This window comes from Lysobacter sp. Root76, assembly GCF_001428685.1.
GTDB lineage: Bacteria > Pseudomonadota > Gammaproteobacteria > Xanthomonadales > Xanthomonadaceae > Lysobacter.
In genome coordinates this window covers 619,239-642,860 of sequence record NZ_LMIK01000005.1, presented here as the reverse complement: position 1 = coordinate 642,860, position 23,622 = coordinate 619,239, and the positions used below count along the sequence as shown (strand labels likewise).

Here is a 23,622-nt window from a genome sequence, read left to right as displayed (position 1 = left end):
TTGCCGAGGCCGGGCTGAAGCGCCGTTCTTCGCATCGCTTGCGCTTCGGCGCCGGGATCAGACCTTGTAGCCGGTGTGGATCGCGACGATGCCGGCCGACAGGTTCTTGTAGTCGCAGCGCGCGAAACCGGCCTCGCCCATCATGCGCTTGAGCTCGTCCTGCGGCGGATGCTTGCGGATGCTCTCGGCCAGGTACTGATAGCTGTCGCTGTCGTTGGCGAACAGCTTGCCCAGCTTGGGCAGGATGTTGAACGAGTGGAAGTCGTAGATCGGCTTGAACCACTCGGCCTTCACCTCGGAGAACTCCAGCACCCGCGCCTGTCCGCCGACCTTGAGCACCCGCTGCATCTCGCGCAGCGCCGCGTCCTTCTCGGTGACGTTGCGCAGGCCGAAGGCGATGGTGACCAGGTCGAAGCTGGCGTCCGGAAACGGCAGCTTCTCGGCGTTCATCTGCACGTATTCGAAGCCGGCGACCTTGCCCATGTCGGTCATGCGATCGCGGCCCACGCGCAGCATCGCGCCGTTGATGTCGCCCAGCACGATGCTGCCGGTGTCGCCGACGCGGTCGCGCAGCAGCAGGGCGATGTCGCCGGTGCCGCCGGCCAGGTCGAGCACGCGGTCGCCGCGCTTGACCTGCGCCGTGGCGACGAAATAGCGCTTCCAGACCCGATGCACGCCCAGGCTCATCAGGTCGTTCATCAGGTCGTACTTGCCGGCGACCGAGGAGAACACCTCGCCGACCAGCTTCTGCTTGTCGCCCTTGGGCACGTCGCGAAAACCGAAGTGGGTGGTGTCGTCGGGTTTTTGGGTCTGTTCGCTCATGGCGGGGATTATCGCATGGCGGTCGTGGGGGCTTCGGTGGGGGGGCGGCCCTCCCCCCGGCCCTCTCCCGCGAGCGGGAGAGGGAGCCAAAATCGAATGCGTGCCGTGCTCCCTCTCCCGCTCGCGGGAGAGGGCTGGGGTGATGGCAAGCGCAACCCCACGCCCCTACGGCATCATCCCCCCATGCCCACCGCCCCCACCCTGCACTGGCAGGCCAAGCCCTACGCCGACCTCGAGCGCGACGAGCTCTACGACCTGCTGCGCCTGCGCGCCGAGGTGTTCGTGATCGAACAGAACTGCGTCTACCTCGACCCCGACGGCAAAGACCGCCACCCCGACGCCCTGCACCTGCTCGGGCGCGCCGCGGACGGCGCGCTCGCCGCCTATCTGCGGATCCTGCCGGCCGGGCTCAGCTACCCGCAGGTGAGTTTCGGCCGGGTGCTGACCGCGCCGGCGTTCCGTGGCCAGGGTTTGGGCGACCCCATGATCGAGGCGGCCCTGGCCGCGATCGAGGCGCGCTGGCCCGGTGCCGACATCCAGATCGGCGCCCAGGCCCACCTGCAGGGCTATTACGGCCGCCACGGCTTCGCGCCCTCCTCCGAGCCCTATGTCGAGGACGGCATCCCGCACATCGACCTGTTGCGCCGCGGCCGCGGCTGAATCCGGCCCCGCCCGCCCATTCCGCCGTCCGGGCGTACGAATCCGCCGATTCGGACGACGCGCACTGCCGCCACGACCACGCTGGGGCCTCCTGAATATGTCGGAGGTGCGAGATGTGGCGTGGGACGACGGTCTGGTTGCGGCGGGCGGCGGCGCTGGTATTCGGCCTGGGCTGCCTGGCGGTGGCGGCCTACGCCTTCACGTTCTTCTCCCGCGACACCAGCCTGGGCAATCCCTTCGACGCCCGCTTCGTGGTGTCCGGCTGGGACGTGCCCGGGCACATCTTCGGCGCCGGCCTGGCCCTGCTGCTGGCGCCGCTGCAGCTGCTGGGCGGCGTGCGCCGGCGCTGGCCGCGCCTGCACCGGCTCGGCGGCGGCGTGTATGCGGGCGCGATCCTGATCGCCGCGATCTCGGCACTGTCGCTGTCGCGTCACGCCCAGGGCGGCGTCGCCAGCGGTTCGGCGTTCGCGCTGCTGGCGGTGATCTGGGTCGGTTGCACCGCCATAGGCATCGGCTATGCGATCCGCCGCGATTTCGTGAACCACCGCCGCTGGATGTTCCGCAGCGTCGCCCTGACCGCCTCCGCGGTGACGCTGCGGATCATGCTCGGGGTCGGCGCGGCGGCGATGCAGTGGCCGTTCCTGCCGGTCTACATCACGGCGGCCTGGTCCTGCTGGACCCTGAACCTGGCGCTGTGCGAACTGATACTGCGCTGGCCGGCGATCCGCACGCGCCTTGCCGCGCAGCGCAGGACCTCAGTCGACGTCGCGCGTTGAGGCCGCGCCGGCATGGCGCTGGCGGTAGGCGCTGGGTGTCTGCGCCAACTGGCGCTTGAACGCGGCGTTGAAGGTCGACTTGGAGGTGTAGCCGCAGGCGTAGGCGATGTCGAGGATGGTGCGGGTGTCGCCGGCGTCGGCCAGACAGACGCGCGCAGCCTCGACCCGCTGGCGATTGATGTAATCCCAGAAGTGGCCTTCGAAGCGGCGGTTGATCACGTCCGACACCAGGTATTCCGGGTAGCCGCTGCGCTTGGCGAGCTGGCCGATGGTCAGCGCGGGCTCGCGGTACAGCTGCTCCTGCGCCATCAGCTGCGACAGGCGCGCCTCGACCGCAGGGAAACGCGGATCGTCGGCGCCTGCCGGTTCGAGCTTCGCATCGGCCGCAGGCGTGGGCTCGGCCGCCACCGCGACCTGATGTAGGCTCAGGTAACCGACCACGAACACCCAGCCCACCACCGCGCCGTAGATCAGCGGGTAGTCGATCCAGGGGATGCGCGCCAGCCACTGCACCAGCGCGATGCACCAGATCACGATCTGCGAGACCGCCATCGCATCGATCCAGTGCAGGGACATGCGGTCGGCGTCCGAGCGCCGCTGCAGCAGGCCGCGGCGGTAACGGCGCACGCGCACCAATCCGGCGATCACATAGCTCAGGCTGTAGCCGAACAGCAGGATGTCCAGCCACGGCCGGCCCGGCCAGTGAGCGCCGTGGCGCAGCGCCTCGAAGAACGCACGGTCCTGCGCCGCGTCCTGCAGGAACAGGCCGGTGTTGGCCAGCAAAGCCACCACGAAGCCGGACAGATGCACCAGGTCGCGGCGATCCAGGCCGCGCGCCTCGGTCAGCGCGCGCGCATACAGATAGAACAGGCTGCCGTAGAGGAACGGCAGCAGACTGACCAGCCGGTAGGCCTTGAGTAGTTCCGGCGCCGGCCCATGGAAGTACACCGCCTTGACCGCCAGATCGGCGCCGATCAGCGCGACCCAGCCCGCCAGCATCCGGTTGGCCTGCGGATTGATCGGCCGCCGCCACAGGGCCAGCGCCAGCAGCGCGGCCTGGCCGGCACCGATCGCGAATACGAGACTCCAGGAAATCATGCGGCGCGGATCGGCGACGTGGCGGCGGACGCGGCGATTATGCCTGCGCCACGACCCTCGACCGCGCCCGGTCCGCGCGCCAGACTGCGCACCTGACACCAGGAGTTCCGCATGATCGCCACCCCCGACTACCACGCCCTGCTCGCCACCGCCGTCGCCGAAGCCCGCCAGGGCCTGGCCGAAGGCGGCATCCCGATCGGCGCCGCGCTGTACCACAACGACGGCCGCCTGCTCGGCTGCGGCCACAACCGCCGCATCCAGGAAGGCGACCCGTCCGTGCACGGCGAGACCGACGCGTTCCGCAAGGCCGGGCGTCAGCGCCGCTACCGCGACACCATCATGGTCACCACCCTGGCGCCGTGCTGGTACTGCAGCGGCCTGGTGCGCCAGTTCAACATCGGCACCGTGGTGGTCGGCGAATCGGTCAACTTCAGCGGCGGCATCGACTGGCTGCGCGAAAGCGGCGTCGAAGTGATCGACCTCAACGACGGCGAATGCATCGACATGCTCGGCGACTACATCGCCGCGCATCCCGAGGTCTGGAACGAAGACATCGGCGAAGACTAAACGACGATGCGCAGCCGCGGCGCCGACGCGCGCCGCGGCTGCGATATCGATGGCGCTTGAGACCGCGATCGACCGTCATGCGACGGTGCTACCCTTGCCCGCGCAGGGGTGATCAATGGAATGGTGCGTCCATCCATGCAGCGGTACTCAAGGAGATCGAATGAACGTAATGCGTAAGCGGGCGCCGATGTTCGGCGCCATCGTCGCAGTGGGCCTGGTTGCGGGCTCGATCGCCGCCCCGACCTGGGCCGGCAGCTATCAGTGCGACAACGACCGCTCCGCCAGCCAGTATCCCAATTGCAGCAACATGGGCGGCCTCAACTACGTCTACCGCAGCGGCCAGGGCGGCGACTGGAACGGCGACGACCGCCTGAACTCGACCAACAGCGGCTGGTACGGCTGGTTCTTCCCCGGCTACGAACGCTCCTACAGCTTCTACGCCTGGCTCAGCAATCCGGCCTTCACCGATGCCTACGCGCGCTACAGCGTGCTCGACACCAGCAACGCCTCGCACCAGACCGCGATCATCAACCAGAACACCGCGCCCGGCGGCTGGAACTACGTCGGCTACGGCTACGGTTACCTGTTCATGGTCCAGCCCAGCGGCAACGGCCGTAACGGCGCCGACATCGTGCAGCTGTACTTCTCCTCGCTGGCCGCGGCCGACGCCAAGCCCGGCATCGTCGAGGCCGACCGCGACAGCGCCGGCCGCTGCGCGTCGATGGCCCCGCAGGACGCGCGCATCGCGGCGCTGCAGCAGCGCATGCTCGATGCCGTGGACCGTTACCTCGACGCGGCCGGCTCGGTGGACGTGCATTTCGGCAACAACGGCCAGGACGAGGCGATCGATTTCGAGGTATCGCAGTCCGCGCGCAGCAGCTTCGTGCGTATCGCCCGCGGCGGCGATCGCGTCGAAGAGCACGTCAGCCGCGACGGCAGCACCCTCAGCCTGTATCCGCAGAGCACCTCCTATCGCAGCACCCGCAACGCCGACGCATCCCCGCCGGCCGGCACGCGCCAGTACCGCAACGCCCGCTGCGAGCCGGTGTTCGTGCATCGCCCGGATCCATCCGGCGCGGTCGGTGCGGATGCCGTGCTGTCGCCGCAGAACTACGCCTTCTGGCTGTCCACCGAGGACGTGCGTATCGCCGGCCGCCAGCGCCTGCTCGGCCGAAACGCGACCGTCGTCGTCGGCAAGCATGGCGACTACCTGGGCAGCAAGCTCGGCGCCGACAGCTTCCGGATGTGGGTCGACAGCGACACCGGCGTCCTGCTCAAGCTGATCGGCAACGACCGCCAGGGCAAGCAGGCGTATTCGATCGTGGTCCGCGATCTGCGCCTGGATACGGGCCTGAAGCTGCAGCCCACGTTGGCGACGCCGCGCGGTTGGACGCGGATCGAAGACTGAGTCGCCATTGCGGCACGTGGGCGATCGCCCGCGTGCCGCTACCCGCCTAGACCGGCTTGAGCACCATCAGCCAGAAGATCGCGAGCACGCTCAGGAAGGCCGGCCAGCCCAGCCAAAACCACCAGCGCATGACGCGGTAGTACGCCGGCGGCAGCGGCTCGCCCTCGCGCGCGGCCGCCTGCGCCAGGTTGCGCGCGCGCAGCTGCAGCCACAGCACCGGCAGCCAGCAGGCGCCGATCACGAAGAACAGCACCAGCGCCGTCTTCACCCAGAACACTTCGAACGGCAGGCCCAGGGTATGCGCCAGCCACAAGCCGCTGAAGAACTGCACGACCACCGCCGGCGCGGTGAAGCAGGCATCGGCGATCACCACCGTGCGCGCGGTCTCGGCGATCACACGCGCATCGCCGCGCCGGTGCGCGAGCCAGAAAAAGAATGCGATGCCCAGCCCGGTGCCGAACAGCAGCGTCGAGGACAGGATGTGCAGCCACTTCACCCATAGATACATCATGCTTATCTCCGCTCCGCCAGCACCCAGGCCACCGCCAGCGCCGGCAGCAGCACCAGATTCTTGGCCAGGCCGCCGAGCGGATCCAGCCACAGCCCGGGCAGGAGTGCGCCGAACACGAGGGTGTAGGCCGCGACGCTGAGCCCCATCAGCGCCAGCGCCCAACGCGGCCGCCAGGCGCTGGCCAGCCACACCGCCAGCACCAGATCCAGCGTTGCGGTCGCGCGCGCCAAGGCCACCGGCGCCCACTGCGCCAAGCCCGTATCCGCTGCCAGGCGCTCGATCTCGGCCACGGGCGTCGCCCAACCGGCCCAGGCCGACAGCAGCCACAGGGCCACCACGGCCACGCGCAGGCTCGGTGCGAGGAAATACAACTGCGCCTGCCAGCGGTCCTGGACCTGGCTGGGATGCGCGGCCAGCACCTCGTCCAGACCGCGCGGCGCGATGCCGAAGCTCTCGCGCAAGCGCGCGCCGGCCTGCGGCGCGGTCGTGTTGCCGCGCCGGAGCATGCGCCACATGGTCGTGCCGACCGGACCGCGGCCCAGCCATTCGCCGATCCGCACCTGCAAGGAGACCAGCGCTTCGGGCACCTGCCAGGCGCGCGTGCCGTCGATGCGCAGCCAGCGCCGCCACGCGTTCTGATAGGCGCGCAGGCTCAGCGGCTCGGGACCGCCGACGTCGTAGATGCCACGCGCACCGGTGTCCAGGGCACGCGCGACGAGAGCGCCCAGGTCCTCGGCCGCGACGGGCTGGATCGGCCAGCGCGCATCGCCCGGCAACAGCTGCATGCCGGGAAACGCGGCCAGCGCGCGCAGCAGCGAGGTGCCGCCGTAGGAACCCGAGGTCGCATAGACCACCGACGGCCGCAGCACCACCGCCTCCAGCGGCAGCGCCAGCAGCGCTTCATCGAAACGGTGCTTGGAGGCGACGAACTCGCCGTCTTCGGGCCGGCCCAGCGCCGACACCTGCACATAGCGCGACACCCCGGCGCTCACGCAGGCGCGCGCAAGCGCGAGCGGCGCATCGACATGGATGGTGGCGAAGCGCTGGGCGCCGGCCTCGCGCAGGATGCCCGAGGCGTTGACCACCGCATCCACGCCGGCGAGCACGGGCAACCAATCCTCCGGCCGGGTCAGGCGGGTCAGATCGCAACGGCGCTCGTCCTCGCGCAGGGCCCCGGCGCGACGCACGCCGCGCAGCACGCGCCAGCCCGAACCGCGCAAGGCCGCCAGGATGTAGCCGGCGAGAAAACCGTCGGCGCCGATCACCAGGACGGTGCGGGCGCTCGCGGTGGACTGGATCGGTGAGGACGGGTTCGACGACGGCATCCGCGCAGGCTAACCGAGCTCGCGCGCGAACGCGCGCAAGCCCCGCGGCGGATCGCGTCCGACGCCGGTGAGCCGGTAGCCGCTTGCGCTCAGCCGTCGCTCAACTGCCGCTGCAATTCGCGCAAGCGCGCCAGCCTGCGCTTGCCGCTGCGCGACTTGCGCCAGGCCATCACCACCGAGACCAGCAGACCGATGGCGCCGCCGATCACGCCGCCGGCCATGCCGCTGAGTTGGCGCGGGTCGCTGTCCGGAATCCCGATGACGGTGAGCGCGCAGATCCCCAGCCACAGCAACAGGCCGATCCAGGTGCCCTGGCGCCAATAACGCATGCTGGCCTGGACCCGGTCGATATCGAGCTGCAGCATCGCCGCGGTGTCGAGGCCCTGGTCGCGCCATTGCCGGCGCCGCAGCCACAGCGACCAGCCCTGGAATCCGATCGAGACCGGAATCAGCAGTACCAAGATCGGCAGCATCGGGTCCGAGGGATCGGCCTTGACGATCAGCGCGATCAGCATGGCGATCGACAGCAGCGTAAGCGCCATTTCGCCGAGCAAGGCCCGGCGCAGGCTGCGGCCGCGCTTGCGCACCTCTTCGCGCAGGCGATCGACGTCGATCGGGCTCGCGGCTTGCGCGCGCCACTCGTCGCCCAGCGAAGTCCAGTCGAATTCTGCGTCGTTCATGCCGATTCTCCCAGGCCGTCGCGCAATTGCCGGCGCGCGCGGCTCAGGCGCTGCGCGACGGTGTTCTCTTCCAGACCCAGCGAGTCGCCGATCTCGCGCAGCGAAAAGCCTTCCAGCGCCAGCACCACGACCTGGCGCTGGCCCAACGGCAGCAGCCGCACCGCCTCCAGCAGATTGCGGCGGCGTTGCTGGGCTTCGGCGTGACCGAGCGGATCGGGGCCGGGATCGGGGTGGGCGTCGTCGAGTTCGTCCTCGACCCGGCGATGCCGGGCGAGATAGTCGATGGCGCGGTTGTGCGCGATCCGGGCCACGAACGTGCGCAACGAGGCTTCGCCGCGCCAGGCCGGCAGCGCGCGCCACAGCGCCAGGCTGATTTCTTGCAGCAGGTCCTCGCGGCGGCCCGGCTCGGATTGATAGCTGCCGGCGATACGGCCGAGCATCGGCCCGTGCTCGCGCAGCACCGCGTCGAAATCCGGCGCTACGGCTTCGCCCCTGCGCCGCGCTGCGTGCGCAGCTGCGTCGTCGGCCTGCGTCGAAACCGCTTCCGCGGCGTTGTCCATACCGGTCTTCCTGGGTCCCCTGCCTGCATAGTCTGCCGGGGCGCGGAAAACCTGACACGGCGGCCGCACATCGCGGCCGCCGCGGGCCGGCTCAGAGGATGTAGCGGCTCAAGTCCGGGTCCTGGACCAGCTCGCCCAGGTGGGCGTCGACGTAGGCGCGGTCGATGCTCACGGCCTGGCCGCCGCGGTCGGGCGCCTCGTAGCTCAGGGTGTCGAGCAGGCGTTCGAGCACGGTGTGCAGGCGACGCGCACCGATGTTCTCCTGGCGCTCGTTGACCTGGGCCGCGATCTCGGCCAGGCGCTCGACCGCGTCGGCCGTGAATTGCAGGTCCACGCCCTCGGTGCGCAGCAGCTCTACGTACTGGGTGGTGAGCGCGGCCTTGGGCTCGGTCAGGATGCGCACGAAGTCGTCCTTGTTCAGCGCGCCCAGCTCGACCCGGATCGGGAAACGGCCCTGCAGCTCCGGAATCAGGTCGCTGGGCTTGGCCAGATGGAACGCACCGGAGGCGATGAACAGGATGTGGTCGGTCTTGACCGCGCCGTACTTGGTGCTCACGGTCGAGCCTTCGACCAGCGGCAGCAGGTCGCGCTGCACGCCCTCGCGGCTGACGTCGCCGCCGCCGACGTTCTCGGAACGCTTGGCGACCTTGTCGATCTCGTCGATGAAGACGATGCCGTGCTGCTCGCAGGCTTCGATCGCGGCCTCGCGCACTTCGTCCTCGTTGACCAGTTTGCCGGCCTCCTCCTCGATCAGCTGCGGACGCGCGGCCTTGATCGTGAGCTGGCGTTTGTGGGTCTTGCCTCCGGACACCTGCGAGAACATCTGGCGCAGCTGCTGGCCCATCTCTTCCATGCCCGGAGGCGCCATGATGTCGACGCCCAGGTTGAGCGCGGTTTCGATCTCGATCTCGCGGTCGTCCAGTTCGCCGGCGCGCAGCTGCTTGCGCAGCTTGGCGCGGGTGTCGTTGTCGGGTGCCTGGTGATCCTGTGCCGGCGTGTCTGCGCCGAAGCCGAAGCCGCCGGGGATGCGCTTGGGCAGCAGCGCATCGAGGATGCGGTCTTCGGCGCGGTCCTCGGCCTGCGCACGCACGCGGTGCTTGGCCTGCTCGCGGTACAGCTTGACCGCGGTGTCGGCCAGGTCGCGCACGATCTGCTCCACGTCCTTGCCGACGTAGCCGACCTCGGTGAAGCGGGTCGCTTCGACCTTGACGAAGGGCGCGTTGGCCAGCGTCGCCAGGCGCCGCGCGATCTCGGTCTTGCCGACACCGGTCGGGCCGATCATCAGGATGTTCTTGGGCATCACTTCGTTGCGCAGATCGGGCTCGAGCTGCATGCGCCGCCAGCGGTTGCGCAGGGCGATCGCGACCGCGCGCTTGGCCGCTTGCTGGCCGACGATGTGGCGGTCTAGCTCCTGCACGATCTCGCGCGGAGTCATGGTGGCGTGGCTGTTGTCGGGTTTCATATTCATCGGGATGGGATGCGGGGCGTGGACGGGCCGGAGCTCAAAGCTCTTCGACGACGACGTTGCGATTGGTATAGATGCAGACATCGCCGGCGATGCCGATCGCCTCGGTGGCGATGGTGCGGGCCTCGAGCTCGGTGTGCGCCATCAGCGCACGCGCCGCCGACAGCGCGTACATGCCGCCGGAACCGATGGCGATGATGCCGTCTTCGGGCTCGATCACGTCGCCGGTGCCGCTGATGATCAGCGAGGTTTCCTTGTCGGCGACCGCGAGCAGCGCTTCGAGCTTGCCCAGGCGACGCTCGGTGCGCCAATCCTTGGCCAGTTCGACCGCGGCACGGGTGAGCTGGCCGTGCTTTTCCAGCTTGGCTTCGAACAATTCGAACAAAGTGAAGGCATCGGCGGCGGCGCCGGCGAAACCGGCCAGCACCAGGCCGTCGCGGCCGAGACGGCGCACCTTGCGCGCGTTGGATTTCATCACGGTATGTCCCAACGTCACCTGCCCGTCGCCGGCGACCGCGACGCGGCCGTTGCGGCGCACCGAGACGATCGTGGTGGCGTGGAAAGTGGTCGGGTTTTGACTGGGGTCCATGCGGCCTCCGTTGCTGACCCTTCGAACGTGGGGCCGTGGCCGGTGGGTTCAAGGTCGGCAAGGAACGGCGGGGCCCGGCACTCAGCTGCCGCTAGGCCGCGCGCTGCTCCGCATGCCGGGTGCGAGTGCCCCGCAGCCTCAATCGGCGGCAGCCGGCCCTGCGATGCAGGTCCGCCATTCCTGCGGACGCAGGCAATAGCCGATGACGCGATCGATCTGCGCGAGCGTGACCGCCGCGGTCCGCCGTTCGAAGCCGAGCAGATCGTCCGGCTCCCAACCCAGGTCGGCGGCCGACAGGATCGCATCGCTCAGCCCGTCCAGGGTCGCCAAGCCGATGTGGAACGCGCCGATGGCGGCGCGCTGCGCATTCTCGAACTCCCGCGTCTCCACGCCGGTCTTCGCCAGCTGCTCGACCACCGTACGCGTCGCCGCCAGCGCAGCCTCCAGCTTGTCGGGGCTGGCCGACAGCACGACCTGCCAATGGCCGCCGCCACGCCGGGATTCGCCGAGTTCGGAGCGCATGACATAGCAGAGCCCCTGCCGTTCGCGAACGCTGGAGACCAGGCGCGAGGAGAACGCGCCGCCCAGGATGCGGTTGGCCAAGCGCAGGGCCGGGTAATCCGGATGCGTGCGCTCCTGCGCCAAGCGCTGACCCATTGCGACGCCGTAGCTTTCCTGCCCCGGCAATAGCAGTCGCTGGCTGTCCGGCCCGGCGGCAGGCTCGCCCCATTGCGTCGCCTCCGGCACGGCACGCGGCGCCCATCCTTGCACGCCGCGCTCGACCAGACGCGCCGCCGCCTGCGGGTCCACGTCGCCCACGACCGCGATGCGCAGATCGTTGGCGCCGTAGCGTTCGCTGTGAAACCTGCGTACGTCGGCGACGGTGAACCCTTCGAGCAAGGCGACCTGTTCGGCGGGATCGGGCTCGTAAGCCGGATGCGCCTGCGGATAGAGCATGCGCGTCAACGCGCCGGTCGCGATGTACGCGGAATCCATCGCGCGATACTGCAGTTCCGCGATCAGGCGGGCGCGCTCGACGTCGAGCAGGGTCTGGTCGAACTCGGGTTCGCGCAGGCACTCCAACGTCCAGTCCACGAGCTGCGGCAGATCGACCGTGCGGGCGCGCGCGGAGAAGCGAACTCCGTCCGCATCGGCCTCGACCGTGAACGAAGCGCCACGCGCTTCCAGCAATTCCGCGATCTCGACCGGGCCGCGCCGGCGATTGGCGCAGCCCACCAAGGCGGCGACCAAGCTCTGCAGCACCGTGCCTCCCGGCGCGAGCGCCGTCCCCGTGCGGAACGTGCCGGTCAGCGCAACGATCGACGGCACCGCCGCGCGCAGTCCGTAGAAATGTCCATGCGCGAGCGGCACCGTCGCGACAGACTGCAGCCCGTGCGACTTCTGGTCTGTGCTCATGACGAAAGCGCCGTGCGATCCGCTGCGTCCACGAGCCAGCCCACGGTGAGCCGCTGCTCGCCCAGGTAACGCGCCGCGACACGCGCCACGTCGCCCGCGGTCAACGCACCGACGCGCTCGGCCGCAGTGGCGTAGCTGCGCCAATCGCCGGCAGCTATGGCTTCATTCAACTGCATGGCGATCGCCAGCGGCCCGTCGCGCGAGGTCAGCAATCTGCCGCAGATCTGCGACTGGGCGCGGGCCAGCTCCTCGTCGGCGATTCCGGCACGAACTTCCTCGACCGCAGCGCGCATCGCGTACTCGACACGCCGATGGTCGGCATCGGGATGCACGACCGCGCTCAACTGAAACATGCCGGGGTGCCGCAAGCGCGACACGTCGGCCCATACCTCCGTCGCCAGACCTGCCGCGACCAGGCGACGGTACAGCCGCGACGATCGCCCGCCCGCCAGCACCCGCCCCAGTACCTCCAGCGCGTCCACGTCGGGATCGAGGCCGCAAGGCGACTTGTAGGCGAGCATGACGATCCCCGGCGCCCCTGGGCATTCCACCGTGGCCCGACGCTCGTCGTCCTGCTCCGGCTCGGGCAGTTGCGCCGCCTCCGGCCCGGGCCGCGCGGCGATGCCTTCGAAGCGGTGCCTGACGGTCTCCAGCGCCGCGTCGCGCTCGACGTCGCCGATGAGGGTGATGGTGGCGTTGTCGGGCCGGTAGTGCGCCCGATAGTGCGCCAGCAGATGTTCGCGCCCGAAGCCTTCGATGTCCTCGCGCCGGCCTATCACAGGCATACCGTAGGGATGGCTGGCGAAGGCGGCACCCCAGACCGCTTGCAGCAGTTGTTCCAGTGGGTCGCCGATGAGGCGGTCGAATTCATTCAGCACGACCGTCTTCTCGGTCGCGAGCTCCGCGGCATCGAGGCTGAGGTTACTCATCCGATCCGCCTCGATCTGCGCGATCAGGTCCAGGCTGTCGCGCGGTGCGAGGGCGAAGTAGTGGGTACGGTCGTACCAGGTGGTGGCGTTGACCTGCGCGCCTAGCGGCAGCAGCAGTTGGTGTATGGAATTGCCCTGACCTTTGTGAAAATTAGCGCTGCCCTTGAACATCATGTGTTCGAGCATATGGCTCGCGCCGCGCGCACCCGCGCGCTCGTGGCGACTGCCGACCTCGTAGGTGACCATCAGCAAGACCACCGGCGCGGTCCGCATCGGCAAGTGCAGGATCTTCAGGCCGTTCGCCGCGAGGCGGCGCTCCTCGATGCCCCCGTCGCGGCTCGACGACGGTTCTGTCGCCCCCTCATCGCCGGCGATCGTCGCTCGCGCTTGCAGTTCCGTCGCTTCCATCGCCCATGCCTCCGCTACGGCGCGACAGCAACGCTGTCGGGAGAGGCGGCCAGCGGCGCCTCGGCCGGCTTGCCGAATTCGCGGCGCAGGAACCACCAAGCCATCATCGCCTGGCTCGAACCGGCGGCGACCATCGCCCACCAGATCCAGGTCGGACGGAAGCCCGCCAGCAGCGACAGGCCGCACGCCAGCGAGACCAGCAGGGTCATGTGCAGCAACTGCGCCATCAGTCCGGCGCGGGTATTGCCCATGCCGGAAAGCACCGCGAACACGACCGAAGCCATGCCCAGCGGAATCAGGTCCAGGGCGGCGATGCGCAGGAACGAAGCGCTCGCGGCGATCACCTGCGGGTCGCTGGAGAAGCGGCTGCCGATCCAGGGCGCGAAGCCCTCGGACACGATCAGCAGCACGGGCACCAGCACCCCAGCGAACAGCAGCCCGATCCGCAGCGTCCGGCTCACGCGCTCGCGCAGCCCGGCGCCGTAGTTCTGGCCGGCGACGATGCAGATCGCGCCCGCCAGTGCGGTCAAGGGCATCAGGCCAGCCTGGAACGCGCGCTGGCCTATGCCGAAACCGGCCTGTTCGATAGGTCCGAACGGCCGCAGCATCAAGCCGATCGTCAGCAACGACACGCTGACCACGCCACTGCCGATGCCGGCGGGCACGCCGATCTTCAGCGCGGTCCACAGTTCCCTGGGCCGGGCGAACCAGATCGCAGGCCGCATGCGCAGATAGGCGTCCTTGCGCGTGAAGTAAGCCAGCAACACCAGCATCACCGCCGCGCACGACAGCAGCGAGGCCAGTCCAGCGCCCGCGGCGCCCATCGCCGGCAAGCCCGACCAGCCGAACATCAACGCAGGCGTGAGCATGGCGCCCAGGGCCACGGTGCCGACCTGGGCGATGGCGCCGGCTTTGACGTTGCCGGTGAATTCCAGCATCGAGGCCAGCACCAGCATCGGGATCTGGATCGCGATCGAAGGGATGAACCAGCTGTAGAAGGAAGCGATCACCGCGGCGGTGGCCGCATCGGCCGTCATCAGGCCGCTGAAGGCCTCGCGATTCGCCCAGGCCAGCAGCGCCACCAGGGCCGAGACGATGGAGGATGCGCCGAAGGCCTCGTTGAAGATCCGGTCGACGCGCACGCGGTCCTTGGCGCCGACCGCATGCGAAATCAGCACGCCCGCGCCCATGCTGAGCACCGGCAGCAGGATCAGCACCAGCATGATCGGCATCGCCGCCAGCGTGACCGCGGCCTGCGCGGTCGGTCCCAGCTTTCCCAACCAGTAGATGTTCACCAGCGAGAACACCGTCCCGGCCAGCGAGTTCAGCAGCAGCACGCCGGACATCCGCAACAGATGCGCGGCGATCGGACCCTCGGTCAGATCGCGCATGAGGCCCTCCGAGGCGCCGGACTAGGCACGCACCACCGCGCCGACGAAATCCATCGGCCTGACCACCGAGGCGACGACCATCTTCGCGCGCTCCGGGTCGGCGATGCGCAGCCGATAGCGGGTGCTGAACAGATGCGCCATCAGGATCAGCTGACCCAGGCCGAGATTCGCGCCGATGCAGGACTTGGGCGCCCAGCCGAACGGCACGTAGCTGCCATGCGGGCACTGCTCGCGGCTCTCGGCCAGCCAGCGGTCGGGATTGAACACGTCCGGATCCGACCAGGTGCTCGCGTCGTGATGGGTGAAGAAGGAACTCAGCGCGTACACCTGCCCGGTCTTGAGCTGGGTTTCGCCTTCGCAGATGTCGGTTCGCACGCTGCGCGTCACGATCGGCGGAGAACTCCAGATCCGCAGCACTTCCTTGACGAAGCGCGTGGTGTTCGGCGCCAGGCGCGCGGGCGATTCGCACAGGGCGTCCAGCGGAATCGCGGACAGCTCAGCGATCATGCGCTCGCGCCATTCGTGCTGGCGCTGCCATTCGAACAACAGACAGGCCGCGCCGGCGCCGGGGGAACTGGTGATCGCGGTCAGCAGCGCGGTGACCGCGTCGGCGGCGCGATCCAGGCCCAGCTCCGGCAGCATGTCCACCATCGGATCGGTCAGATCCTCCTGGCGCGGGCGCTTGCCGCTGGCCCGGCCCTTCAACTCGCGCCTGACCTCCACGCCGACCAGGAACTGATAGACCCACATCTTGGGTTTGTGCAGCGGCGGACAGCGGTGCTCGTCGATATCCGACAGCACCAGCGCCACCTTCGACATCACTTCATCGACCACGCGCCGATGCGCGCGCGGCGTCAGGCCGGCGATGATGGCCGACACCAGCGGTTCGAGCATCGCCCGTTCGGCCAGCCAGACCAGGTCCTGATCGCGCCCGATTTCCGCATCGAGCAGGTTCTGAATGCGCAGCGCCAGTTGCTTGAAGCCTTCGACGCTGGTCAGCACGCGCATTTTCCCGAGCCAGGCCCCGCGCACCTGATGCCAGGACACCGGCTCGCTCTTGCGCCCGCGCACGATATCGGAGAAGCCGTCCAGCATCGTCAGATCGGCGTAGTTCGCCGCTTCCACGCGCTCGGCGACGTCCGGATCGAAGATCGCCATGGCCCGGTCTTCCTTTACCCAGAACACCGGCCCCTCTTCCTGGAGGCGACGACGGAACGCCTGCACCGACGGAATTTCCACCACTTTCGAATCCTGCATCGTCCGCGTCCTTGGGCCTGATGGGAACCGCTGATCGAAGCCGGGGGCGGCATGTCGCCGCCCCCAGCGCTACCACTCAGATGTTGTGGTAGATCACCCAACGCCAGAGGGTAATGCCGCAGCCAGAAGCACCGCGCACGCCGAAAGCGGCGCGCATCGCACAGATGACGTTCTTCATATCGAGCTACTCCTTGTAGATATGTGGAAGTACTGCGTTTACGCCATGACGCTCCGAGCGGTTCCTGCTCCGCACGCCGTGGTGCCCTTGCTGCGCCGGCCACGTCGCGGCCGTCGCGAATTTGGTCGATCGGAATTACCTGTCTTCAAGCCCTGTTTCGCAGGGTCAGGGTGAAGGGCGGCGGCGCCATCGCCGCGGCCACCGTGGGACGATCGCCCTGCGCGACGATGCCGACTTCGCCCAGTTCGAGAACCGTGCGCAGCATGTCGCCGACCAACTGCGTCGCCAGGTCGGCCGCCACGCAGCGATGCGCGCCATGGCCGAAAGGAATGAACGCCGGATTGCGCCAGGCCTGCGGATCCGCCCAGCGCTCCGGCTGGAATTGCGCCGGATCCGACCAGTGCGCGGCGTTGCGCTGGACCATGTAGGGACAGACCACGACTTCGTCGGAGGCCTCGAGCTTCACGCCCGACAGTTCGTGCGCCTGGGTCGGGCGGCGCCCGAGTTGCCAGGCGACGGGCCACAGGCGCAGCGCTTCCTGCACGATCCACTCGACCGGCGTGTCGCGGCGCGGGTGCGTTCCCCACAGATACAGCGACCAGGCCAGCACGAAGCCCACCGAGCCGGAAATGGCGAACAGGAAGGACAAAAAGACTTCGGACAGCTCGTCCTGCCGGCGATCCGGCCCGGCGGAATGGGCGACGATGTCGAGGATGTCCCTCGGCGGCGTGCGCGGATCGCGCTGACAGTCGCCGATCGCACGCGACAGGCGCAGCGTGGTGTTGAATTGCAGCAGCATCCGCCGCCATCGCGGCTGGCGCGCGCGCGCATTGGCGAGCACCGAACGCTCGACGATCTCATCCAGCAGGCGGCGCAGGGACGGCGAACGGTCCGGCGCGAGCAGCACCGGCAACAGGTATCGGTAGGTCAGCCGGTTGCCGGTGTCCGGCCATTGGCTTACCGGCGCCAGCTGTTCGCGCAGGAAGTCGCGCAGTTCGTCGGGTGCGCGCGCCTGCAGGAAATCCCGCAGCAGGCTGCGCGCCTCGCGGCGCATTTTCAGTTGCGCGGATCTCGGCTCGAAATAGCCGTAGCGGGTGTGGAAGAAATCGGAGTGTTCGGCGTAGCTGCCGTCGGCGTTGCCGAGCACGGAGCGCGCATCGGCAGGATTTCCGACGCAATATTCATTGCGCCCGGTCTGGACGATATCGCCTGCGCCAGACAGCTCCCGGTCCAGGAACCCCAACGGGTCCCGTTGAAAGCCGGACCAGGCTTCTTCTTTCAACACACGCCCTCCGATCCTGAATCACGGGTGCTGATACTTAAGTTGTATGGCGACCGGGTCGCCTGGAGTTGCAAACGACGGTGAGTTCCTTCACCTGCACTCCACACCGAGTATAGGTTTCGTTTTTGAAGAGCGTCAAGCGGATTTCCGGGCGTCGTTTTTCCCAACCATGCGTTCGCGTAAGGCAGACGATTCGCTGCGCGACTGCAGGTCTACACGCTTGCTGGGATTGGCTTTCGCTCGCCTATGCGCGGTCGCGCCATCGATTTCGAGTGTCGAACGAAACGCCCGTGGCGACGACCCCGAGCGCTAGTCGGCGAGCCGAACCACTCATGCTGCTCGGATGCGCACTGCAGCAATACGGCACGGTTTGGTTGCGTCGCAACAGAAACCTTCGCCTGGTCAGGCTAAGACGCGGTCGAATTAAGCAGTGGTTTCGGCGAGCGCAATCGTCCAGCAATCAACGAATCGGTAGCGACCGCACGAACTTCGACAACAACTCCGACGCAACCGCGTCCGCGTTTACGCGTCGCTCTTGGCGGGCTTGCGCTTCGCACGCGGATGCGCGGCGTCATAGACCTTGGCCAGGTGCTGGAAGTCCAGATGCGTGTAGATCTGAGTGGTGGCGATATCGGCGTGGCCCAGCAGTTCCTGCACACCGCGCAGATCGCCGGAAGACTCCAGGATGTGGCTGGCGAAGGAATGCCGCAGCAAGTGCGGGTGCACGCGCTTGAACAGGCCTTGGCGCTGGGCCAGCTGACGCAAACGCAGCTGCACCGCGCGCGGTGTGATCGGCGTGCCGCCGCGGCCCGGAAACACCGGCGCGTCGTTGCCGGCGCCGGTCGACGCGCGCCATTCGCCCAAGGCCGCGCGCGCATGCGAACCCAGCGGCACGCTGCGCTGCTTGTTGCCCTTGCCGAGCACGCTGACCAGGCCGTCGGACAGATCGAGGTCGCGCCAGCGCAATCCGCATAGTTCGCTCAGGCGCAGGCCGGAGGAATAGAACAACTCCAGCAAGGCGCGGTCGCGCAGGCCCAGCGGCACGTCGGTCGGCACTTCGACCAGCGCCTTGGCCTCGTCGGGATCGAGCACCTGCGGCAGTTTGCGTGGCGCCTTGGGCGCGCGGATCGCGGTGGCGGGATTGGTGTCGATACGGCCCTGCTTGAGCAGCCAGCCGTAGAAACTGCGGCAGGCCGAGAGACGGCGTTGCAGGCTTTTCGGGGTGAGCCCGCGCCGGTGCTCGGCGGCGATGAAGCCGCGCAGTTGCTCGGTGTGCAGGGCCAACAGCTCGATGCCCTGTGCCTGCGCCCAATCGGCCAGCGCGAGCAGATCGCGGCGGTAGGCGTCGAGCGTATGCGCGGACATGCGCCGCTCGACCTGCAGATGGGCCAGGAAATCTTCGATCGGTCCGACGGACACGGCGGCGTGGACTCCAAGGTTGCGAAAAAACGCCGGAATCCAGCGCATCTTGCGAGCATGGAGGGGCGATGTCGAGGGCGCAGCCCGCGCGCAATGGCGCGGGGTTCACGGTCGCGACTTACGTCGCTCCTACATGGGATAGACGGCTTTGGGCGGCAGCGACAGGTGCCGCGGCCGGGCTTAACCCTCGAAGCGCTTCAGCGCCGCCGCCAGCGACTCGCCCATCATGCGCAGGAACAGCGTGCCCATGCCGGGGAAGAAGCGGTTGGGGTCGCGGCTGCCGACCGCGACCATGCCCACGCCAGGCAGCGGCAGCAGTGCGGTCGACTGGACCTCGTCGGCCTGGGCGCCGTACAGCAGCGCGTGCTTCTCCGGCTGCAGGCGGCCGCACAGCGGTTCGCCGTCGGCCAGGCAATCGCGGAACGGCTGCAGGCGCGCGTCGGCGGCGGCGATGGTCTGCAGCCATTCGGCGCCGTCCAGGCCGTCGACCGGCTGGAACATCACCAAGCGCACGCGGTCGCCGTTGAAATCCTCGGCCAGGGTCGCGGCCATCGCGCGCAGGGTGTCGGCGGCGCTGTTCTGGCGCATCAGCGCCAGCGTCAGTTGGTGCGTGCGCACCGACAGGCGCTCGTTCTCCTGGGCGTTGCCGAACAGTTCCTGCAGGCGGCGCGAGAGTTCGCGGTTCTTGTCGCGCAGCACTTCCAGCTGATAGCTCGCCAGCGATGCGGCCGAGCCTTCCTCGCGCGGCACCACCAAGCTCAGGGCCAGGTCCGGGAACTGCTGCAGGAAACGCGGGTGGCGACGCAGCCATGCGGCGACTTCGTGCGCGCCCAGCTTGTCCAGGGTTTCGTTCATTGCGCCCATTCCCCTTCGTAGACGAAAGCGGCCGGTCCCGACATCGACAGCGGAGCGTCGTCGGACGGCCAGACGATACGCAGCTCGCCGCCGGGCAGGGCCACGGCGACCTCGCGGTCGATGCGGCCGCGCCGCATCAGCACCGCCGCCGCGGCGCAGGCGCCGCTGCCGCAGGCCAGGGTTTCGCCGGCGCCGCGCTCGTACACCCGCAGGCGGATGCGGTCGCGCGATTCGACCTGGGCGAAACCGACGTTGACCGACTCCGGAAACGCCTCGTGCGACTGCAGCAACGAGGCGATGCTGTCCACCGGCGCGGCGTCGACGTCGTCGACTTCGATCACCGCGTGCGGATTGCCCATCGAGACCGCGCCGAAGCCGATCACGGTGTCGTGGATGTCGAGCACGTACTGGTCGCGCGCGCCGGGAAAGCCGTGCAGCGGGATCGCGTCGGGATCGAAGCGCGGCTCGCCCATGCCGATGCGATAGACCTCGTCGGACAGGCGCTCGACCTGATGGGTGTCGAGCGGGCTGTCGAGGGCGAAACTGCCGCCGACGGCGGCGCCCTCGCCGGCCGCGCCTTCGCGCACCAGCCAGGCGGCGATGCAGCGCGCGCCGTTGCCGCACTGCTGCGAGGAGGTGCCGTCGGAATTCCAGATCCGGTAGCTGGCGATCGAACCGGGCTCGCGCGGGTCTTCCACGGTCAGGATCTGGTCGCAGCCGGCGCCGAAGTGGCGGTCGGCGAGCAGGCGACAACGCGCGGCGTCGGGCGGTGTCAGACCGCCGCGCAGGTCGAGCACGACGAAGTCGTTGCCGGCGCCGTGCATCTTGCTGAAACGCTGCATCGGTCGCTCCGCGTTAGGGCTCATCGGCCGCCGTCGGCCGGCGGGGTCGGTTCGGGCGGCGGCGTCTCGGTGCCGGTGCCGTCGTCGGCGGCCGGCGGCGTGGCCGGCTTCTGCGGCAGCGACGGCGGGGTCGCCTCCGGCGCCATCTGCACCGGGACTTCGCCCGCGGGCTGGTTCGGCGCGGTCACCGGGACCGGCTTGGTGGGCAGGACCAGGGGGCCCTTGTTGCCGCAGGCCGAGACGGCCAGCGACAGCGCGATCAGAGTCAGGACGGTGCGTGCATTCATGGCCGCAGTGTAGCCCGCGGGCGTGGCCGAACGAAGCTCAGCGCGGCGGCGGTTCAGGTCGCGCCCAGAGCCAGATTGCGACCACGGTCATGAAGCCGGTGCCGGTGGCGGCCATCCACCATTTCGGGGCGGTCAGGAACATGATCACGGCGCAGACCGACATCATGCTGATCGCCAGCCTTTTGGCCCGGCGGCTGACCGCGCCGTGCGCCTGCCAGTCGCGGATCATCGGGCCGAACTGACGGTGGGCGAGCAACCGGGCGTGCAGCCGCTGCGAGCCGCGTGCGGCGGCGAACGCCGACAGCAGCACGAACGGGACGGTCGGCAGCCCGGGCACGACGATGCCGACGATGCCCAGGCCCAGGCTGGCATAGGCCAGCAGCCACCAGGCCCAGCGGAAGCGGCTGGGACGGACCGGTGCGGGCTCGTCGGACGGTGGCGGGGTCGACATGGCGGCAGTATGCGACCGCGGCGGACGCCGCGGTCGCATCGGCCATGCGTCAGTGCGTTGCGCTGGCGGCGGCGGCGGCGCCGGCGCCGGCCAGACCCAGCTGGCCGAGCATGAAGGCGAACATTTCCGAGGATTCGCGGTAGCGGCGGAAACGGCCGGACTTGCCGCCGTGGCCGGCTTCCATGTTGGTGCGGAACAGCAGCGGCCCGGCGCCGGTGTTCAGGTCGCGCAGGCGCGCCACGTACTTGGCCGGTTCGAAATACTGCACCTGCGAGTCCCACAGGCCGGTGCCGACGAACATGGCCGGATAGGCCTGCCTGGACAGGTTGTCGTAGGGCGAGTACGTCAGCATGTAGTCGTAGTACTTCTTCTGCTCGGGGTTGCCCCACTCGTCGTATTCGTTGGTGGTCAGCGGGATGCTCGGGTCCAGCATCGTGGTGACCACGTCGACGAAGGGCACCTGCGACAGGATCACCCGGTACTTGTCCGGCGCTATGTTGGAGATGGCGCCCATCAGCAGGCCGCCGGCGCTGCCGCCGTAGGCCGCGACGCGGTCCGGCGCGGCATAGCCAGCCTTGACTAGGTAGTCGGTGACGTCGATGAAGTCGGTGAAGGTGTTCTTCTTCTTGAGCAGCTTGCCGTCGTCGTACCACTTGCGGCCCATCTCCTGGCCGCCGCGGATGTGCGCGATCGCGTAGACCATGCCGCGGTCGAGCAGGCTGACGTTGGTGACGCTGAAACCCGGGTCCATCGAGGCGCCGTAGCTGCCGTAGCCGTACTGCAGCAGCGCGGCCTTGCCGTTCTTCTCGAAGCCGCGCTTGTACACCAGCGATACCGGAATCCGGGCGCCGTCGCGCGCCGGCACCCAGACGCGCTCGGTCACGTACTGCGACTGGTCGAAGCCGCCCAGCACCGGCTGGCGCTTGAGCAGGCGGCGCTCGCCGGTCTGGACGTTGAGTTCGTACACGGTCGCCGGGGTCGTCAGCGAGGTGTAGCTGTAGCGCAGCCACTGGGTGTCGGGCTCGGCGTTGACGTCCAGGCCCATCGAATACGCCGGCTCATCGGCCTTGACGTACTCCTCGTGGCCGTCGGCCTTGAGGATGCGCACGCGCTCCAGCGCGTCGGAACGCTCGGCCACGGCGGTATAACCGTCGAACAGCTCCACGCCTTCGATGTAGACGTCGTCGCGGTGCGCGATCCAGTCCTTCCAGTCCTTGCGCGAGGTCGACCCGGTCGGCGCGGTCACGACCTTGAAGTTGGTGGCGCCGTCGGCGTTGGTGCGGATCACCCAGCGGCCGTCGAAGTGATCGGCGCTGTATTCGACGTCGCGCGCGCGCGGCGCCAGCACGGCGAACGCGCTCGGGTCGGCGGCGGGCGCGTAGCGGTATTCGTCGGACACGGTGCTGCTGAGGCCGATCAGCAGGTACTTGTCGTCGCGGCTGCGGTCGATGCCCATGTAGAAGCTGTCGTCCTTCTCCTCGTACACCACCGGGTCCTGGGCGACCGGAGTGCCGAGCACGTGCTTCTTGACGCGCTTGCTCAGCAGCGTCTCGGGGTCGTTCTCGACGTAGAACAGGGTCTTGTTGTCGTCGGCCCAGACCAGGTTGGCGGACACGCCCTTGATCTCGTCGGCGTAGGTTTCGCCGGTGCCCAGGTTCTTGAAGCGCACGGTGTACTGGCGGCGGCCGTTGGTGTCGTCGGCGTAGGCCAGGATCGCGTTGTCCTGGGTCACGGCGTAGTCGCCGACCTGGTAGTAGTCCTTGCCCTTGGCCATGGCGTTGACGTCGAGCAGCACGCTCTCGCCGGCGAAATCGCGCGCGGCGTTGGCTTTCTGGATCGACGCGGCATCGACACCGGGGGCGTCCTTGCGGCGGGCGTGGATCGGGTAGTCCTGGCCGGTCTCGAAGCGGCTGTAGTACCAGTAGCCGCGTTCGCGGTACGGCACCGAGCTGTCATCCTGCTTGATGCGGCCGACGATCTCGTTGTAAAGCTTGTCTTCCAGCGGCTTCAGCGCCGCCATCTGGGTATCGGCGTAGGCGTTCTCGGCGTTGAGATACGCCAGCATCTCCTTGTTCTCGCGCTTGTCGTCGCGCAGCCAGTAGTACTCATCGTCGCGCTGGCCGCCATGCGGCGCCTTGACCACGTGCGGCTTCTTGGCCGCATCGGGCGGCAGGGCGGAATCGGCGGCGAGAACGGGCGGGGTCGTGGTCATCAGGAGCGTCGCGGCCAGCAGGATGGAGGTCGGTTTCATAGATGGGTCCGATTGCGGGGAGCGCAATGGCGGAGGCTCTCAGTCCGCCGCCCCGGGATATTCATGGCTGGAAGGCCAGCGACTCAAGTGCTTCAGGACCGGCCCGGGCTAAGCCCCGAGCCGGCCCCGGGTGAAGACGCGCGACGGCCATGCCGCCAAGGCGGCCAGCGCGAAGGCTTCGATCAGCAACCCCAG

At 68.7% G+C, this 23,622-nt stretch carries 23 protein-coding genes; 4 read left to right on the top strand and 19 right to left on the bottom strand.

What is annotated here, in order from left to right:
• Positions 1-57: 57 nt before the first annotated feature.
• The gene (gene ubiE, locus ASE10_RS10155) at positions 58-822 is read right to left on the bottom strand and encodes a bifunctional demethylmenaquinone methyltransferase/2-methoxy-6-polyprenyl-1,4-benzoquinol methylase UbiE (protein WP_055908231.1); all 765 of its coding nucleotides are present in this window, start codon (positions 820-822) and stop codon (positions 58-60) included.
• A gap of 183 nt (positions 823-1,005) precedes the next feature.
• Between ubiE and ASE10_RS10150 the strand changes: the two genes are divergently transcribed.
• Both ASE10_RS10150 and ASE10_RS10145 read left to right on the top strand, forming a co-directional pair.
• Complete coding sequence (locus ASE10_RS10150; protein ID WP_055908229.1) at positions 1,006-1,482, top strand: GNAT family N-acetyltransferase; 477 nt, start codon at positions 1,006-1,008, stop codon at positions 1,480-1,482.
• A 113-nt stretch (positions 1,483-1,595) separates the two neighbouring features.
• Entirely contained in the window at positions 1,596-2,258 is a 663-nt protein-coding gene (locus ASE10_RS10145) for a DUF2306 domain-containing protein (protein WP_082559879.1), read from the top strand.
• Here the strand turns inward: ASE10_RS10145 and ASE10_RS10140 are convergent.
• Positions 2,238-3,356, bottom strand: a complete 1,119-nt coding sequence (locus tag ASE10_RS10140) for a helix-turn-helix transcriptional regulator (RefSeq protein ID WP_055908224.1) — start codon at positions 3,354-3,356, stop codon at positions 2,238-2,240. The genes ASE10_RS10145 and ASE10_RS10140 overlap by 21 nt on opposite strands.
• 111 nt (positions 3,357-3,467) lie before the next feature.
• Here ASE10_RS10140 and ASE10_RS10135 point away from each other — a divergent pair, with 111 nt between their 5' ends.
• Both ASE10_RS10135 and ASE10_RS10130 read left to right on the top strand, forming a co-directional pair.
• Positions 3,468-3,923, top strand: coding sequence for a nucleoside deaminase (locus ASE10_RS10135; protein ID WP_055908221.1), 456 nt, complete (start codon positions 3,468-3,470; stop codon positions 3,921-3,923).
• Positions 3,924-4,083: 160 nt separating this feature from the next.
• On the top strand, positions 4,084-5,331 hold the full coding sequence (locus ASE10_RS10130) for a hypothetical protein (RefSeq protein WP_157480836.1): 1,248 nt from the start codon (positions 4,084-4,086) through the stop codon (positions 5,329-5,331).
• Between the two features lie 46 nt (positions 5,332-5,377).
• Here the strand turns inward: ASE10_RS10130 and ASE10_RS10125 are convergent, their stop codons facing one another.
• From ASE10_RS10125 to ASE10_RS10045, 17 genes are all read right to left on the bottom strand, one after another.
• A complete protein-coding gene (locus tag ASE10_RS10125; protein ID WP_055908214.1) occupies positions 5,378-5,842 on the bottom strand; it encodes a DUF2269 domain-containing protein in 465 nt (154 codons plus the stop codon).
• Between the two features lie 2 nt (positions 5,843-5,844).
• Positions 5,845-7,167 carry an SDR family oxidoreductase gene (locus tag ASE10_RS10120; protein ID WP_055908212.1) on the bottom strand — a complete coding sequence of 441 codons (1,323 nt, stop codon included), beginning with the start codon at positions 7,165-7,167 and terminating at the stop codon, positions 5,845-5,847.
• Between the two features lie 89 nt (positions 7,168-7,256).
• A complete protein-coding gene (locus ASE10_RS10115; protein WP_056304819.1) occupies positions 7,257-7,847 on the bottom strand; it encodes a hypothetical protein in 591 nt (196 codons plus the stop codon).
• Complete coding sequence (locus tag ASE10_RS10110; RefSeq protein ID WP_082559878.1) at positions 7,844-8,407, bottom strand: sigma-70 family RNA polymerase sigma factor; 564 nt, start codon at positions 8,405-8,407, stop codon at positions 7,844-7,846. Before ASE10_RS10110 ends, ASE10_RS10115 begins: the two co-directional genes overlap by 4 nt.
• A gap of 91 nt (positions 8,408-8,498) precedes the next feature.
• Positions 8,499-9,869 carry an ATP-dependent protease ATPase subunit HslU gene (hslU, locus tag ASE10_RS10105; protein WP_156087544.1) on the bottom strand — a complete coding sequence of 457 codons (1,371 nt, stop codon included), beginning with the start codon at positions 9,867-9,869 and terminating at the stop codon, positions 8,499-8,501.
• Between the two features lie 40 nt (positions 9,870-9,909).
• Positions 9,910-10,461, bottom strand: coding sequence for an ATP-dependent protease subunit HslV (gene hslV, locus ASE10_RS10100; protein ID WP_056304816.1), 552 nt, complete (start codon positions 10,459-10,461; stop codon positions 9,910-9,912).
• 138 nt (positions 10,462-10,599) lie between these two features.
• Positions 10,600-11,877: a pitrilysin family protein gene (locus tag ASE10_RS10095; RefSeq protein WP_056304815.1), complete on the bottom strand. Its 1,278-nt coding sequence runs from the start codon at positions 11,875-11,877 to the stop codon at positions 10,600-10,602.
• Positions 11,874-13,214: a pitrilysin family protein gene (locus ASE10_RS10090; protein ID WP_056304812.1), complete on the bottom strand. Its 1,341-nt coding sequence runs from the start codon at positions 13,212-13,214 to the stop codon at positions 11,874-11,876. The genes ASE10_RS10095 and ASE10_RS10090 overlap by 4 nt, the downstream gene beginning before the upstream one ends.
• 14 nt (positions 13,215-13,228) lie before the next feature.
• Positions 13,229-14,605 carry an MATE family efflux transporter gene (locus ASE10_RS10085; RefSeq protein ID WP_056304811.1) on the bottom strand — a complete coding sequence of 459 codons (1,377 nt, stop codon included), beginning with the start codon at positions 14,603-14,605 and terminating at the stop codon, positions 13,229-13,231.
• 21 nt (positions 14,606-14,626) lie between these two features.
• Positions 14,627-15,862: a cytochrome P450 gene (locus ASE10_RS10080; protein WP_056097972.1), complete on the bottom strand. Its 1,236-nt coding sequence runs from the start codon at positions 15,860-15,862 to the stop codon at positions 14,627-14,629.
• A gap of 323 nt (positions 15,863-16,185) precedes the next feature.
• Positions 16,186-17,187: a cytochrome P450 gene (locus ASE10_RS10075; protein ID WP_056304808.1), complete on the bottom strand. Its 1,002-nt coding sequence runs from the start codon at positions 17,185-17,187 to the stop codon at positions 16,186-16,188.
• A 657-nt stretch (positions 17,188-17,844) separates the two neighbouring features.
• Entirely contained in the window at positions 17,845-18,741 is an 897-nt protein-coding gene (xerC, locus tag ASE10_RS10070) for a tyrosine recombinase XerC (protein WP_304438347.1), read from the bottom strand.
• A 180-nt stretch (positions 18,742-18,921) separates the two neighbouring features.
• Positions 18,922-19,596: a DUF484 family protein gene (locus ASE10_RS10065; protein ID WP_056304806.1), complete on the bottom strand. Its 675-nt coding sequence runs from the start codon at positions 19,594-19,596 to the stop codon at positions 18,922-18,924.
• On the bottom strand, positions 19,593-20,462 hold the full coding sequence (gene dapF, locus ASE10_RS10060) for a diaminopimelate epimerase (protein WP_056304804.1): 870 nt from the start codon (positions 20,460-20,462) through the stop codon (positions 19,593-19,595). The genes ASE10_RS10065 and dapF overlap by 4 nt, the downstream gene beginning before the upstream one ends.
• Positions 20,459-20,725: a lipoprotein gene (locus ASE10_RS21325; protein WP_055908180.1), complete on the bottom strand. Its 267-nt coding sequence runs from the start codon at positions 20,723-20,725 to the stop codon at positions 20,459-20,461. The genes dapF and ASE10_RS21325 overlap by 4 nt, the downstream gene beginning before the upstream one ends.
• A gap of 37 nt (positions 20,726-20,762) precedes the next feature.
• Positions 20,763-21,176, bottom strand: a complete 414-nt coding sequence (locus tag ASE10_RS10050) for a YbaN family protein (RefSeq protein ID WP_056304802.1) — start codon at positions 21,174-21,176, stop codon at positions 20,763-20,765.
• A 49-nt stretch (positions 21,177-21,225) separates the two neighbouring features.
• Positions 21,226-23,427, bottom strand: coding sequence for a S9 family peptidase (locus tag ASE10_RS10045; RefSeq protein WP_056304800.1), 2,202 nt, complete (start codon positions 23,425-23,427; stop codon positions 21,226-21,228).
• Positions 23,428-23,622 lie beyond the last annotated feature (195 nt).

What these genes read in the sequence shown, in the direction of transcription:
- ubiE (WP_055908231.1), bottom strand. Translation starts at nt 822, where the DNA reads ATGAGCGAACAGACCCAAAAACCCGACGACACCACCCACTTCGGTTTT.
- ASE10_RS10150 (WP_055908229.1), top strand. Translation starts at nt 1,006, where the DNA reads ATGCCCACCGCCCCCACCCTGCACTGGCAGGCCAAGCCCTACGCCGAC.
- ASE10_RS10145 (WP_082559879.1), top strand. Translation starts at nt 1,596, where the DNA reads ATGTGGCGTGGGACGACGGTCTGGTTGCGGCGGGCGGCGGCGCTGGTA.
- ASE10_RS10140 (WP_055908224.1), bottom strand. Translation starts at nt 3,356, where the DNA reads ATGATTTCCTGGAGTCTCGTATTCGCGATCGGTGCCGGCCAGGCCGCG.
- ASE10_RS10135 (WP_055908221.1), top strand. Translation starts at nt 3,468, where the DNA reads ATGATCGCCACCCCCGACTACCACGCCCTGCTCGCCACCGCCGTCGCC.
- ASE10_RS10130 (WP_157480836.1), top strand. Translation starts at nt 4,084, where the DNA reads ATGAACGTAATGCGTAAGCGGGCGCCGATGTTCGGCGCCATCGTCGCA.
- ASE10_RS10125 (WP_055908214.1), bottom strand. Translation starts at nt 5,842, where the DNA reads ATGATGTATCTATGGGTGAAGTGGCTGCACATCCTGTCCTCGACGCTG.
- ASE10_RS10120 (WP_055908212.1), bottom strand. Translation starts at nt 7,167, where the DNA reads ATGCCGTCGTCGAACCCGTCCTCACCGATCCAGTCCACCGCGAGCGCC.
- ASE10_RS10115 (WP_056304819.1), bottom strand. Translation starts at nt 7,847, where the DNA reads ATGAACGACGCAGAATTCGACTGGACTTCGCTGGGCGACGAGTGGCGC.
- ASE10_RS10110 (WP_082559878.1), bottom strand. Translation starts at nt 8,407, where the DNA reads ATGGACAACGCCGCGGAAGCGGTTTCGACGCAGGCCGACGACGCAGCT.
- hslU (WP_156087544.1), bottom strand. Translation starts at nt 9,869, where the DNA reads ATGAAACCCGACAACAGCCACGCCACCATGACTCCGCGCGAGATCGTG.
- hslV (WP_056304816.1), bottom strand. Translation starts at nt 10,461, where the DNA reads ATGGACCCCAGTCAAAACCCGACCACTTTCCACGCCACCACGATCGTC.
- ASE10_RS10095 (WP_056304815.1), bottom strand. Translation starts at nt 11,877, where the DNA reads ATGAGCACAGACCAGAAGTCGCACGGGCTGCAGTCTGTCGCGACGGTG.
- ASE10_RS10090 (WP_056304812.1), bottom strand. Translation starts at nt 13,214, where the DNA reads ATGGAAGCGACGGAACTGCAAGCGCGAGCGACGATCGCCGGCGATGAG.
- ASE10_RS10085 (WP_056304811.1), bottom strand. Translation starts at nt 14,605, where the DNA reads ATGCGCGATCTGACCGAGGGTCCGATCGCCGCGCATCTGTTGCGGATG.
- ASE10_RS10080 (WP_056097972.1), bottom strand. Translation starts at nt 15,862, where the DNA reads ATGCAGGATTCGAAAGTGGTGGAAATTCCGTCGGTGCAGGCGTTCCGT.
- ASE10_RS10065 (WP_056304806.1), bottom strand. Translation starts at nt 19,596, where the DNA reads ATGAACGAAACCCTGGACAAGCTGGGCGCGCACGAAGTCGCCGCATGG.
- dapF (WP_056304804.1), bottom strand. Translation starts at nt 20,462, where the DNA reads ATGAGCCCTAACGCGGAGCGACCGATGCAGCGTTTCAGCAAGATGCAC.
- ASE10_RS21325 (WP_055908180.1), bottom strand. Translation starts at nt 20,725, where the DNA reads ATGAATGCACGCACCGTCCTGACTCTGATCGCGCTGTCGCTGGCCGTC.
- ASE10_RS10050 (WP_056304802.1), bottom strand. Translation starts at nt 21,176, where the DNA reads ATGTCGACCCCGCCACCGTCCGACGAGCCCGCACCGGTCCGTCCCAGC.
- ASE10_RS10045 (WP_056304800.1), bottom strand. Translation starts at nt 23,427, where the DNA reads ATGAAACCGACCTCCATCCTGCTGGCCGCGACGCTCCTGATGACCACG.